This is a genomic window from Chryseobacterium sp. UF-81, assembly GCF_058245105.1.
Genome location: NZ_JBSIBX010000010.1, coordinates 152,752 through 166,151 on the forward strand (window position 1 = coordinate 152,752; position 13,400 = coordinate 166,151).

Sequence of the window (13,400 nt, forward strand, 5' to 3'; positions counted from 1 at the left end):
TTTAAATTCCAACTTTCTTTCTAATAAATAATCACATTAAACATAATTAATTGATAATATTCACAGCATTTGCTATTAATTAAAAAAAAATTTAGTTTAGACAAAAAAAAAAATGAATGACTAAATATTTTAATCAAATTTGTGAATTTCGTCAAAAAAATCCTATAATCAAAGGTCGTGCTATTAGAACTGACAATCCGATTCTACATGATGTTAAAATTGCTCTTAGTAATTTAAAAGACGAACTGGATAAAAGATATAAAAAATTTGAAGGTATTGATTTTACAGTAGAAATATCTAAGGGAGCTGCTAATTTTCCAAATATAACTCATGTTTGCATTCTTCCTCCAGGACAAAGAGTATCGGACGGAATATATGTTGCGATTTGCTTTGATAAACTAGGGAAAGGAGCTGTAGTTGGTTGTGCAGAATCAAAAACTAATTCTAAAAGTTTAAATATTGTGGTTAGAAAAAAAGGGAAATATATTCCGATTTTGGACATTGATGGAGGAAGTGAAAAAACTAAATATAATAACGTATATGAAAATCCAAAAGATTTTTATTACAAGTTAGAAAACGAAGTTGAATTAGAAAATCATATTAAAACATCATTGAGTCTATGTCTATATAATCTAAAATTGACAAAATACTCACAACATCTTCAAATTAAAAATTATTTGAACTCTACAATTAATGAAAATGAAATAGAATATTTTAATATAAATAATATTCAAGACGATAGAAAAAAAATTGCTATTCAAATTCATGCGAGGAGAGGTCAAAAACTGTTTAGGAAAAAACTTATTGATACTTATAATAAAAAATGTGCCGTAACAAATTGTGAAATTGTAGAAATGTTAGAAGCAGCGCATATATATTCCTTTAGAGGCTCCGATACTGATAAAATACCTAATGGGCTTTTATTACGCTCAGATATTCATACGTTATTTGATTTGGGACTAATTAGTATTAATCCCAATAATTATCTTATTCAAGTTAGCAACAAAATAATTAACGATGAATATTATGCTAAATTACATGGATTAAAAATTAATTTGCCTAAGAGAAGTGAAGATTATCCAAATCAAGATTCCCTTAAACTCCATTTTGAAAATGTTTTTGATATATAAAACAGCCACAAGATTATACCGATAGCATAAAATTTTTTTTAAGTTCTTTATGTAATTTATTCCAACCGATTGCGATTGCCCTCAAAACAAATTAATAATCAAAAACTTACAGTTTCTCAATTTAAAAGCTTAATTTTGCACCCCGAAATAAGGATCATACATTATAAAAATTGCCAATAGCAGTAGTGTACAAAAATGCGGATGAAGATAGCGATTGTATATGACCTTAAAAATCAATAAATATCTACATATGAAAAGAGTTGGTGAGCATAGAAAGCTTCTTGGGGTCGATAAAAACGTTACGTTAAAGGAATTAAAGACCATTTACAGAAATACGATGAAAGATTCGCATCCAGATAAGTTTGCTAATGACGAAGCCGGAAAACTGGAAGCAGAAGAAAAAAGCAAATCTGTGATTGAAGCTTACCACTTTCTGGTAAGTATTAACGAGGAAACACAGGAAAAATATAAAGAAGAATACACGGAAACCATCACAAAATCTAATATCCAGGATTTTTATCTGGAGAAAGCGGTTTTAAAAATTCAGCATCTGAACGGAATGATGTACGAATATATTGGGGTTCCAAGAAATACATATATCAAAATGGTTAACTCTGATTCGCCAAGCCGCTTTGCAAGAAGACACATTTATGGAAACTTCATCTACAGAAAGTCTGGTGAGGTAATGGCAGACTAATTTCCTGCATATAATAATATAAGCAAAGGCTTCCAGAATGAACTGGAAGCCTTTTTTAGGGCTAAAAAACAATGTTTGAACCCATTTTATGCTTTTTTTGACGCAAAGGATTAATTGTTATAATTCATAATAAGGAAGCAAAGAGGGAATCAATCAAAAATTGATTCGATTAAGGTTCATGGCTACCTGATAGCTTAATCAGCGGCATAGCCGGGTATTCTTTGCCTTCCTCAAAATAAAAGTACAGAATAGAAACTTTGCGTTAAAAAACTGAGGTACTTAAGATCAAAAAAGCGCATCAGAAATCTGATGCGCTTTTAGGTTAATTAAGGTTGCATATTTTAGTCTATGTGTTTCGGAGTGTATCCGTCTTCACTTAGTTCTTTATGTACATAGTCTGCTTTCATTTCAGTTTCGTAGTCTACTTTTTCATGTTGACCCATTCTTCTCAGAATGGAATCAAATAATGAATATACTACCGGTACAATGATCAGCGTCAGGAATAATGATGATGTCAAACCACCGATAATTACCCAAGCCAGACCGTTGTTCATCTCCGCTCCTGCTCCTTTTGCAATCGCAATCGGGATCATACCGAAGATCATCGCAATCGTTGTCATCAGGATCGGACGAAGACGTGCATGGTTCGCCTGAATCAGTGCATCATGTGTATTGGCACCTGCCGCTTTTCTCATATTCGCAAAGTCGACAATCATAATCGCATTCTTCGCTACCAAACCAATCAACATGATCATCCCCAGCATCGTAAAGATGTTTAATGAATTTCCGGTGATGGCAAGGATCACCATCACCCCAATCAATGCCAGAGGAATAGAGAATAATACCACGAACGGATATACAAACGAGTCATACAATGAAACCATTACCAGATAAACCAATACGATAGCAGCCAGCAATGCGATTCCTAAGGTACCGAAACCTTCGGTCTGGTTTTCCATATCACCACTCCAGATATAGCTTACGCCTGCCGGCTTGGTTTTTTCGTTATCCATAAACTGAGCAGCCCATTCGTTGGCAACATCTCCTACAGGACGACCCACTACTTTAGATTTTACCTTTACAGAAGGTGCTTTATCTCTACGTTCCAATAAGCTCGGTCCTGAACCCATTTTCACATCAGCAAACTGGCTCAGTCTGATCTGCTCACCCTGAGGATTCGTAAACATCAGATTTCTTACATCGTCAATGGACTGTCTGTTGGCATCACCAAAACGGATGTTGATGTCATATTCATATTCTCCGGCTCTGAATTTCCCGTCTGTATTTCCATTGAATGCAGTCTGCATTGTTTGTCCTACACTGGAAAGATTTAAGCCTAAAGACGCCATTTTATCCCTGTCGATATTCACCTGAACTTCCGGACTTCCAGAGTCAGTTGATAATTCTGCATCCACAGAACCAGGAACCTTTTTAAGCAATTCAAGAATTCTGTTTGCTTCTTTATTGGCTGTTTCGTTATCCTGAGCGGTTACTACCATTTCAATTGGCGCATTATCTGCTCCCATTAATCCGATCGGTGCCGTTTTAAATTCAACTCCGGTGAATTTTTCTTCCAGTGCTCTCTTGATTTTTGCAGACTTGATATCTGTGCTTTCATTACGCTCAGATTTATCTACCAGAATTACCTGGATCTCTGACTGATACAAGGTAGCCTGCGCTCCACCAAATCCTGATGACTGCTGACCAACTGTGGTAATCATATCTACAACATCTTTATCATTTCTCAGGTATCTTTCAACCGCTAAAGTAATCTGGTTGGTCTTTTCTACAGAAGCATCTTTTGGAAGCTCCATTTGAACAAGAAACTGGCCTCTGTCCATTTTAGGGAAGAATTCACCACCAATAAATCCGAAAGCTACCAGCATAAATGAAGAAATCAGGATAATGAAGGTTACAATCACTGTCATAATCCTTCTTAATGTTGTCTTTAACGCCCACTCCAGAATTCCTGTGATCCAGTGAGTGAATTTCTCCAGTTGTTTTTCAAACCAAAGGATAAATTTCTCAAAAGGATTTTTACCTGTTAAATGCACCAGCTTACCATATCTTGAAGATAACCAAGGAATGATGGTAAATGAAGCTAACAATGAAAATAATGTCGCGATAACCACCGTTACGCAGAACTGTGTCAGGATATCAGAAACCAAGCCTGAACTCATCGCAATCGGTAAGAATACCACCACAATTACCAGGGTAATAGCCGTTACCGTAAACCCAATTTCTGAAGCCCCATCGTACGCTGCACGAATTCTGCTTTTCCCCATCTCCATGTGACGGTAAACGTTCTCCAAAACTACAATCGCATCATCCACAAGAATACCAACCACCAATGAGAGTCCTAATAAACTCATCAGGTTTAAGGTATACCCCATCAAGTACATTCCGATTACCGTTGCAATCAATGACATCGGAATAGAAACCATTACGATGAATGCGTTTCTGATGTTGTGAAGGAACAATAACATAACTACTGCTACCAGGATAATCGCTAGGAATAAGTCGAAAATTACGTGGTCTGCAGCTTCAAGCGTAAAGTCTGTGGTATCATCTACAATATTGATTTTAATCGCCTGAGTTTTATAGTTGTTCTGAACATCAGCAATTGTTTTCTGAATGGCATCTGAAACGGAAACCGCATTGGCATCAGACTGTTTTTTTACCTGAAGTAAAATCGTTGGATTCTGATTGTATCTTGCCACTTTCTCCACATCTTTTTGGGTGTCGAAAACAGTTGCAATATCAGATAATCGTACCTGAGCTCCATCTTTATTGGAAACCACAAGGTTATTCATCTCATCTACACTTTTATACTTTCCGGAAAGTCTGATTGTAGATCTTGAAGTTCTCGTCTTCAAAGCCCCCGTCGGGAAATCCAGGTTGGATGAAAGAATGGCCTGCTGTACATCTGCGATGGCAATACCATAACCCTGCATTTTCTTTTCATCTAAGTTTACCTGAATCTCTCTCTCCTGTCCTCCTACAAGGTCAACCTGAGCCACACCGTTTACACGGGAGAAAATAGGCTCTATTTTTTTATCTAAAAGGTCATAAAGATCTTTATTATTCAGCTTGTCGCTGGAAATACTCAACGTCATGATCGGAAGATCATCCAGTGAGAATTTTTGCAAAGAAGGAGGATCTGCATCATCCGGAAGATCTGCCAGAATAGCATTTACCTTTCTCTGTGCATCATTCAAAGCATAGTTTACATCGGCACCGGTATTCAGCTGAACCATAATAACCGATAAACTTTCGTAAGATGAAGATTCTACTTTTTTTACGTTTTCCAGGGAACCCACGGCATCTTCAATCTTTCGGGTTACCGAAGTTTCCACTTCAGCAGGCGAAGCTCCCGGATATACCGTAGAAATGGTTACCATATTGGTTTCAAACTTCGGAATCAACTCGTACCCCATCATGGAGTAACTTAATAAACCACCCAATGTAAGTATCGTAAACAATACGATAACAAGGGAAGGCCTTTTAATGGATATTTCTGCTAACTTCATCTTCTGTTACTTTACGATATTGATTTTTGAACCGTTATCAAGGTTGATTTGTCCGCTGGTAACTACCTGTTCGCCACCATTCAGCCCGCTTAAGATCTGAACTTTGTCACCGTATACTTTTCCGGTTTGTACTTTGATCAGTTTAGCCGTTCCATTGCTTACGATAAATAATTGTCCTGAACTTACTCCGTTTACAAAAGCTTGTGCAGGAACGGTCAGCATATTCTGAGTTTCAGCACCATGATTGGTTTTGAACAAAGCTGTTGCATACATACCCGCTTTCAGGTTTCCTCTGTTCTGAACTTCAATTTCAACAGGGAAATTTAAAGAAGCATCACTTTTAGGAGCAATGAAGGTAATTCTTCCGCTGAAAGATTCTCCAGGTAAAACATTTACATTGATTGGAACCTCCTGGCCCAACTGGATTCTTCCAACCTGGCTTTCGTCTACCAATACAGAAAGTTTAAGACTGTTGATGTTAACGATTTCAAACATGGAAGTCCCTACGGAAACCACTGTTCCTGGTTCTACCATCTTTTTGTTGATCGTTCCGCTGATCCCTGCACGGATGCTGGTATCATTTACTCTTACCCCCTGTGCTCTTACGGCTGCCTGGGCATTTTTCAGCTGCAGTCTTGAGTTATCAACCTGCTGTTTGGTAACCCCTCCGGTTTTGAAGGCATTTTCGTAACGCTGGTTATCAATAATCGCATTTTGCAAATTATTCTGAGCCTGAGAAACATCCACTTCGATCGCGTCTTTTTTGATCACGGCCAGAGTCTGTCCTGCAGAAACTCTTGATCCTTCTTTTACCAGAACGCTTACAATACGTCCGGCAATTTCAGAAGACTGATTCATTTCCTGCTTTGGAATGAAAGTTCCGTTGGCAGTATAATCTGTGTCGATATTTTCTCTTGCTACAGTGACAACATTTACGTTGATTTTATCCACCTGTTTAGCAACTTCTTTTACTTCTGTTTCCTGTTTTTTCTTATTATCAGCGATTTTATATGCACCTAAACCTATAAGTACAGCTGCAACGATGATATATATTAAGGTTTTTTTCATAGTTTATTACGGGTTTTGTAGTGTGTTTAATTCTCCTTTAGCCTTGATTAATTTTATTTCCGCCTGTTTGTAATCCAATAAAGCATTTGCATAGTTCTGTTTCGCCTGGGTAAGAGCATTTTCAGCATCTAAAACCTCTGTAAGCGTTGCCAGACCATACTGATAGTTGGCCTGAGTATTTTTCTGAACTCTTTCTGCCAATCCTACATTATCTTTCATACTCTCGATATTGATTAATGCATTTTCCATATTGGTAATTGCATTTTTATAATCTAAACTTAGGCTCAGCTGAGTATTTTGGATATCCAAATCTAAATCCTGGATATCAATTTCTGCCTGATTGATTTTAGCTTTGGTAGCTCCCCCTGTGAAAATAGGAATGTTCACATTCAAACCAATCGCTGAATAATCACTCCAAAGAACTCCGTTGTTAATCCCATTGGTAAGAGGGAATTTTCTACCTTGTCCTCCCCAGCCGTAATTGGCAACAAGATTCACTGTCGGGTATAAATAAGCTTCCGTAGCTTTTTTGTTAAACTGCAAAAGTTCTCTGTTTTTATTTAAAACTTTGATTTCCGTACGGTCGTCCAGGTTTACGTTGCTCGCTATCAGTTCAGGTCTTGGCTCGATTGTTTTCTCTTCAAGCTCGATATCTGTAGAAATAGGAATTCCCATATAAAACTTCAAAGCATTTTTTGAAAGTTCAACGGAATTGATCAACTGCTGCTTATTGGAACCGATATTGGTAAGCTGTACGTTGGTACGGTCTAAATCGATGGCTTTTGCCAAACCGTTATCAACCAGGCTCTTGATTACATTTCTCGTTTTTTCCGTATTGGCATAGCTGGCTTCAACCGTTTTAAGATTCTCTTCCTGAACAAAAACCTGATAATAAGCTGTTGCTACATTTTCAATAATTTGTTCATTCGTTAACTGAGCATTTAAAACATAGAATTCTCTTGTAGATTTTGCTGCTTTAAGGCCGGTAAAAACCCTTTGATCAAATAATGCCTGCTGAAGCTGTACAGAAGCTGTGGAGCTCCATGGCTGTCCCAACTGCGCCCTGATTCTCTCTCCGCCAAATTCAAGCAAAGATTCCTGAATAATCGGATTGTAAGTTAAACCTGCAGTAGCACTTATCTGCGGTAAAGCTCCAGCTCTGGCCTCATCAATTTTATATTCAGCTTTTTTGATCTGTAATGCTGCTTTTTTAGCTTCTGCTTTATTTTGCAGTGCCTGTTTGATGGCTTCCTGTAAAGAAACCTGCTGCTGGGCAGATACGGATGAAAAGCCGAAAATCATAAATGCTGCAGCTATCCCAATTTTTAGCTTATTAGCAGTTATACGTTTTCTTTTCATAATTTTATACTTCGTTTATTTTTTTAATGTAATTTTTCCTGACAATGTTTTTATTTCTAAAGGACGATTCATTTCTTAAAATACTTTAACATTTTTTTAATTTTTGAAAAGCATGTTAATGATGATCTCTTTTCTTTCGGAAATAATTTTGTCATATTCTTCATCACTGATCATCAGATTCTCCATAAATAAAGGTCTTATGGCACTTGGAAACACGAGTAACGAGACCATATTCAGAATAAATTGTACAGGGGCCATTTTTTCAATATTCCCCAGTTCCATTTCTTTTTCGATGTCTTTATAAAGAGTATCCAATACATCTTCTTCTATTTCTCTCTGATGGCAGTTCCCCTTATTGATCTGTGAAACGATATAGGTTTCCAAATATGGGTACTGAAGGCTTGTAGAAAGACTTCCTTCTATAAACTTGCTGATCTTTACCTTAAAAGGCAGATCTGCATTCTGGATGATCTTAGATTTTTCCTGTTCCACCCGTTGAGCTTCATCAAAAATGATCTGAATCAGATTATCCCTTGAGCGGAAATAATAATTGATCAGTGTTCTGTTCACTCCTGCTGCATCTGCGATCTCTTGGGTCGTAGCGTCAAACTTCCCTTTCACAAAGAATAAATTCTTCGCTGTCTCTTTTATTAATTCCTGTGTTTGGTCTTTTTTTGCTTGATTTGACATTATTGTTAAACAATTTTGTGCAAATTTAAATCAAATTTTATTTTTGACAAAATTGTTAAACAAAATAATTAAACAAATTTGTCATGATTTACATCATGTTTTAAAAAACAGAGATGCATCAATAAAAAACTGAATTTAGATCATTCGGAGAAATATTAATAAGGATATTTTAAGCAAAGTAATAGAATAGACTTCTCTGTGGAAACAGTTAAATTACGGATGCAAGAACTATAGAGCATGGCCTCTGATAAGAAAAGAGGACAGTTATTAAAACAAAAACGGGCAGAAAATTCTGCCCGTTTTTTATTTTACAATAATTTTATTTTATCTTCTGAAATATCGACGACCTTATCTTTATAAAGTCCGCCGAGTGCTTTTTTAAAGTTTTTTTTGCTCATCTGAAGCTCATCTTTGATCTCTTCAGGAGAAGATTTGTCCGACAGATAGAGAAGTCCATAGTTTTCCTCCAGCTTGTTGATAATCTTCTGTTTGAACTCATCTATATTCTCGAAACCTTCCGGCTGTAGGGAAACATCAATTTTACCGTCTTCACGGATAGCTTTGATGTAACCGCCTTCTTCTGATAAAGGATACAACTTTTTGAATACGTCTGATGCATAAACAAGCCCGATGTATTTTTTATTGATCACCACATTCCATCCCAGCTCACTTTCATTCATCATCAAAAGGTCTACTTTATCTCCTTTCTGGAAAGGAAGATCCTCATACTGTGGATTTCTTTTGAATTTTGTTGTTCCTGTAATCAAATCAAGGTCTTCATCCACATATAAATACACCAGGTATCTTTTTCCTTCAATAATTTTGGATTTCTGCTGTTTATAGGGGATAAAAAGATCTTTTATGATTCCCCAATCCATAAAGGCTCCGCTCGGAAGACTCTGCACGCAGCTCATTACGGCATATTCACCTACTTCAGCCAATGGAATTTCAGTGGTTGCCTTTAATTTACCGTCGTCCTGATAGACAAAAACTTCAACATCATCACCAATTTCTTTTTCATCACTGGTGAAAACCTTAGGCAAGAAAGCTTTTTCGCCTGATTCGTCCGCCAGGATCCATCCTGAATAGTTTTTTTCTGAAATTTTTAAAGTCTGGGTTTTTCCGAGTTGCATTGAATATAAAATTAGCCACAAAGGTACGCAAAATTGAAGATTTTAAACTATGCATCCTTTTTCCTGTTTTTATATTCTCCAATTAAGGTATATTGAAATGAGTCCGGATCTCTTTAAATTTTGCAGCTCCGGGAGTTTTTTAAAAGGCTTTTTTACCCAAAAATTAAGCTTGCCTGTGCTTTAAAATAGTTCAAAATAGAAAATCATAGAGACCAATTAATCATTTCAGTTCACAAAAAAAGAGAAGCAAAATGCTTCTCTTTAATCTTTAAATATTTGAATTTTAAATCTTTCAATCAAAATTACATATGGATAGGTCTCTTCCCTGTTGCATCCAATGCCGCTTCTTTAATAGCTTCAGCATAGGTTGGGTGGGCATGAGAACTTCTTGCGATGTCTTCGGCACTTGCACGGAACTCCATAGCAATTACACCTTCTGCGATAAGGTCGGCAGCTCTGGCCCCGATGATGTGCATTCCTAAAACTTCGTCAGTTTTTTCGTCTGCAATAATCTTGACAAGACCGTCGATATCACCACTTGCACGGCTTCTACCTAGCGCTCTCATTGGGAAAGAACCTACTTTGTAAGCTACTCCTTCTTCTTTCAGCTGTTCTTCCGTTTTACCAACTCCGGCAACTTCAGGCCAGGTGTATACAACACCAGGAATCAGGTTGTAGTTGATATGAGGTTTCTGGCCTGCCAGTATTTCAGCCACCAAAACTCCTTCTTCTTCAGCTTTGTGAGCAAGCATTGCACCTTTGATTACATCACCGATCGCATAGATATTCGCAACATTGGTCTGCAAATGATCATTTGTTTTTACTCTTCCTCTCTCATCAAGTTCTACCCCTGCTTTTTCAAGAGCAAGACCGTCTGTATAAGGTTTTCTTCCTACAGATACCAAACAGTAATCTCCTTCTACAGTTACTTCCTCTCCTTTTTTATCTTTAGCAGTGATTTTTACAGTATCTCCGTTTCTTTCAACAGCAGAAACAGCCGTAGAAAGCATAAATTTCATTCCCTGCTTCTTAAGAACTTTAGTCAGTTCCTTGCTTAAAGCTCCATCCATTCCAGGAATGATCTTATCCATGAACTCAACAACAGTTACCTGAGCTCCCAATCTTAAGTATACAGAACCTAATTCAAGACCGATTACTCCTCCACCGATTACTACCAGGTGCTTAGGAATTTCTTTAAGGTTTAAAGCTTCTGTAGAAGTGATCACCCTTTCTTTATCTAAAGAAATGAAAGGTAATGAAGACGGTTTGGAACCGGTTGCGATAATGATATATTTGGATTCGATGGTTTCAGAAGAACCGTCGTTTTTCGTTACTTTGATCTGAGTAGCAGATTCGAAGCTTCCCAATCCTTCAAAAACAGTGATTTTGTTTTTGCTCATCAGGTAGTTGATTCCATCTGTATTCTGCTTTACCACTTCGTTCTTACGCTCGATCATTCTTGCGATATCAGCCTGTGGCTCATTGATAATGATTCCGTGGCCTGCGAAGTTGTGCTTCGCGTTTTCGAAATGCTCAGAGCTGTCTAAAAGCGCTTTTGACGGAATACATCCAACGTTAAGACAAGTTCCGCCTAAAGTTGAATATTTTTCAATAATTGCTGTTTTGAAACCTAACTGTGCTGCACGGATTGCAGTTACATAACCTCCAGGACCAGAACCGATTACGGTAACATCGAATTGACTCATGTTATTATATGAATTTGTTTATTATTATCTTTCTTAATTCTCACAAATTTACATATAAATTACCAAGCACCAAAGTGAGTTTTGTCAATTTTGAGATTGATAATTCAGATGGTTTGATTGCGGAACTGTTATTTTAATAATTTTATATTTTCTTCATTCCCCTTTTTCAGATAGATTGCTGTAAAAATGAGTGGCTTTTCTGCGGATGCATTATCAAAATGAAGGATTTTTACATTTTTAGGCTCATAGAAAGCATCTCCTTCATGAAGTATAACTTTCTGCTGACCTTCTATCTGGAAAACGGCTTCCCCGGATTTTATTACTCCTAAAACGGGACACGGGTGCAGATGTTCAGGAGCTCCTTGTCCTGCAGCCATTGTTATTTCCTGAATTTCTGCCGATTTAACGCTCTGACCAATAGCCGTTTTTAATAATTCTTTTCTGGAGATTGTCTTCTGCTGAGCCATCATTACAGCAGAATTCAGTATCAAAATAACGATGATAAATGGCTTTATGAAATTTCCCATTTTATTTATACTTAAATTATATGCTAAGTCTTTCGTGGCTTATGAATCAATCTACATTCAGTTTTCCCTGGCCAAAAGTTCCGGTACTTTCAAAAAATGAACCTCCATATACATACCATTCAAGATTTTCTAAATAGTCAACCGCATTTTCAGGGGTTATTTGTGAGCGATCTTTTTTCGAAACGATTCCTTTGTACCATCTTCCTGATTTAGAATAATGTTCAAATTCAACAAAATAACGGATCCATATTCTTTGACAAAGTTTGCACTGTTGAATCGTTACCTCTGCATATCTTCCGTTAGTATGGTCTATTCCTAATTCAGAACTTCTGTATTCAGTATAGTTTGAATTCGGCTTTTCACAAGCACATCCAATTTTTGGAATTTTATTCATTGATGAATATTGATTTTAAATAAAATAATGAAGGTCAAATGTAAAAAAAATGAATCCATAACGCAAATTCAGAAATTATTGCTTCATCAGATCCAACAAAACCTTCTCATATTTGTTCAGAATAATATCCTTCGAAAATCTTGATCTTATCGAATTTTTTATTCCATCACGGTTATAATTTCCCTGTAAAACTTTCATAATTTTTTGGGAAAAATCTTCATAATTTTCAATATTAGAAACTTCGCCGTTTACCTGGTGCTGGATGATTTCATTGATCCCTCCCGGACAGTTATTGGCCAAAGAATAGGTTCCGCAGGCTCCTGCTTCCAAAAGAACGTTCGGAAAGCCTTCATATCGCGAAGAGAGGACAAAAAGATCTGCATATTTTAAAAACTGGTAAGGATTATCCTGTCTGCCATGGAAAATAACATTTTTCAGTCCCAGAAAATCCTTCATCTGAAGCAGCACATCTTTATCTTTACCGTCACCCAGGATATGAAGCATAATATTTTCATTTTTAAGCCTTGAAAATACTTTCAGCAGATTGTCAAAACCTTTTCTGGCCGACAGGTTTCCTATGGCCACAACGTTTTTATAATTGTATTTAAAGCATTCGGGTTTGGCAGAAGTTCCCAGTTTTGCATTGATAAAATCAAAATCGACAGGGTTGTTTATTTTAACAATTTTCTTCTTTTTAATGTTGAAATTATCAACAAGGTCATGCATCATGTCATCGCTCTGAGCAATGATTTTCTGATAGTTATTGTAAAAATTATAGAAAAATTTGATTTCTTTTCGCGTTACATGCTGTGTTACCACATTCGTTTCCCTGGCAATGAATTTCGTTCTTGGAAAAAGCTTAATGAATAAAGCCAGATAAGCATTTACTTCACCAAAACCCGAAAACACAATATCCGGTTTTCTACGGTAAATCTCGCCTAAAATAGGCTTTAGAGAATGCCTGATTCTTTCAGTATTGATATCAATGATTTCAACATCTTTTTTCAGAAAATTAAGATATCCGCCCTGTTTGCGAAGCAAAAGGATTTTGGGTTCAAACCGGTCTCTTGAAAGATGATTGGCTATGGTGGTAACAATTCTTTCTGCACCACCGGTTTCCAGATCCGGCAGAATAAATATGACAGATATTTTTTTCATCAGTTAAA

Annotated in this window: 11 protein-coding genes; 2 read left to right on the forward strand and 9 right to left on the reverse strand. The window is 36.7% G+C overall.

Features of this window, described 5'->3' with window-relative positions:
• Positions 1–116: 116 nt before the first annotated feature.
• Both AC4IFE_RS14710 and AC4IFE_RS14715 read left to right on the forward strand, forming a co-directional pair.
• The gene (locus AC4IFE_RS14710; RefSeq protein WP_490757904.1) at positions 117–1,130 is read left to right on the forward strand and encodes an HNH endonuclease; all 1,014 of its coding nucleotides are present in this window, start codon (positions 117–119) and stop codon (positions 1,128–1,130) included.
• 250 nt (positions 1,131–1,380) lie between these two features.
• Complete coding sequence (locus AC4IFE_RS14715; RefSeq protein WP_307209117.1) at positions 1,381–1,827, forward strand: KTSC domain-containing protein; 447 nt, start codon at positions 1,381–1,383, stop codon at positions 1,825–1,827.
• A 341-nt stretch (positions 1,828–2,168) separates the two neighbouring features.
• Here the strand turns inward: AC4IFE_RS14715 and AC4IFE_RS14720 are convergent, their stop codons facing one another.
• The 9 genes from AC4IFE_RS14720 to AC4IFE_RS14760 all read right to left on the reverse strand — a co-directional run bounded on the left by AC4IFE_RS14720 (position 2,169) and on the right by AC4IFE_RS14760 (position 13,392).
• Positions 2,169–5,357, reverse strand: coding sequence for an efflux RND transporter permease subunit (locus tag AC4IFE_RS14720; RefSeq protein WP_490757905.1), 3,189 nt, complete (start codon positions 5,355–5,357; stop codon positions 2,169–2,171).
• A gap of 6 nt (positions 5,358–5,363) precedes the next feature.
• Complete coding sequence (locus AC4IFE_RS14725) at positions 5,364–6,425, reverse strand: efflux RND transporter periplasmic adaptor subunit (protein ID WP_490757906.1); 1,062 nt, start codon at positions 6,423–6,425, stop codon at positions 5,364–5,366.
• 6 nt (positions 6,426–6,431) lie between these two features.
• On the reverse strand, positions 6,432–7,784 hold the full coding sequence (locus tag AC4IFE_RS14730; RefSeq protein WP_490757907.1) for a TolC family protein: 1,353 nt from the start codon (positions 7,782–7,784) through the stop codon (positions 6,432–6,434).
• Between the two features lie 96 nt (positions 7,785–7,880).
• Positions 7,881–8,474 carry a TetR/AcrR family transcriptional regulator gene (locus AC4IFE_RS14735; RefSeq protein ID WP_490757908.1) on the reverse strand — a complete coding sequence of 198 codons (594 nt, stop codon included), beginning with the start codon at positions 8,472–8,474 and terminating at the stop codon, positions 7,881–7,883.
• Positions 8,475–8,782: 308 nt separating this feature from the next.
• Positions 8,783–9,607 (reverse strand): CvfB family protein, encoded by an 825-nt coding sequence (locus AC4IFE_RS14740; RefSeq protein ID WP_490757909.1) that lies wholly within the window; start codon positions 9,605–9,607, stop codon positions 8,783–8,785.
• A gap of 302 nt (positions 9,608–9,909) precedes the next feature.
• Positions 9,910–11,313: a dihydrolipoyl dehydrogenase gene (lpdA, locus tag AC4IFE_RS14745; RefSeq protein WP_490757910.1), complete on the reverse strand. Its 1,404-nt coding sequence runs from the start codon at positions 11,311–11,313 to the stop codon at positions 9,910–9,912.
• A gap of 128 nt (positions 11,314–11,441) precedes the next feature.
• A complete protein-coding gene (locus tag AC4IFE_RS14750; protein WP_490757911.1) occupies positions 11,442–11,840 on the reverse strand; it encodes a cupin domain-containing protein in 399 nt (132 codons plus the stop codon).
• Positions 11,841–11,886: 46 nt separating this feature from the next.
• Positions 11,887–12,234, reverse strand: coding sequence for a hypothetical protein (locus AC4IFE_RS14755; protein ID WP_490757912.1), 348 nt, complete (start codon positions 12,232–12,234; stop codon positions 11,887–11,889).
• A gap of 75 nt (positions 12,235–12,309) precedes the next feature.
• Positions 12,310–13,392: a glycosyltransferase gene (locus AC4IFE_RS14760; protein ID WP_490757913.1), complete on the reverse strand. Its 1,083-nt coding sequence runs from the start codon at positions 13,390–13,392 to the stop codon at positions 12,310–12,312.
• Positions 13,393–13,400: the final 8 nt, after the last annotated feature.

What these genes read in the sequence shown, in the direction of transcription:
- AC4IFE_RS14760 (WP_490757913.1), bottom strand. Translation starts at nt 13,392, where the DNA reads ATGAAAAAAATATCTGTCATATTTATTCTGCCGGATCTGGAAACCGGT.
- AC4IFE_RS14735 (WP_490757908.1), bottom strand. Translation starts at nt 8,474, where the DNA reads ATGTCAAATCAAGCAAAAAAAGACCAAACACAGGAATTAATAAAAGAG.
- AC4IFE_RS14750 (WP_490757911.1), bottom strand. Translation starts at nt 11,840, where the DNA reads ATGGGAAATTTCATAAAGCCATTTATCATCGTTATTTTGATACTGAAT.
- AC4IFE_RS14715 (WP_307209117.1), top strand. Translation starts at nt 1,381, where the DNA reads ATGAAAAGAGTTGGTGAGCATAGAAAGCTTCTTGGGGTCGATAAAAAC.
- lpdA (WP_490757910.1), bottom strand. Translation starts at nt 11,313, where the DNA reads ATGAGTCAATTCGATGTTACCGTAATCGGTTCTGGTCCTGGAGGTTAT.
- AC4IFE_RS14755 (WP_490757912.1), bottom strand. Translation starts at nt 12,234, where the DNA reads ATGAATAAAATTCCAAAAATTGGATGTGCTTGTGAAAAGCCGAATTCA.
- AC4IFE_RS14710 (WP_490757904.1), top strand. Translation starts at nt 117, where the DNA reads ATGACTAAATATTTTAATCAAATTTGTGAATTTCGTCAAAAAAATCCT.
- AC4IFE_RS14730 (WP_490757907.1), bottom strand. Translation starts at nt 7,784, where the DNA reads ATGAAAAGAAAACGTATAACTGCTAATAAGCTAAAAATTGGGATAGCT.
- AC4IFE_RS14740 (WP_490757909.1), bottom strand. Translation starts at nt 9,607, where the DNA reads ATGCAACTCGGAAAAACCCAGACTTTAAAAATTTCAGAAAAAAACTAT.
- AC4IFE_RS14725 (WP_490757906.1), bottom strand. Translation starts at nt 6,425, where the DNA reads ATGAAAAAAACCTTAATATATATCATCGTTGCAGCTGTACTTATAGGT.
- AC4IFE_RS14720 (WP_490757905.1), bottom strand. Translation starts at nt 5,357, where the DNA reads ATGAAGTTAGCAGAAATATCCATTAAAAGGCCTTCCCTTGTTATCGTA.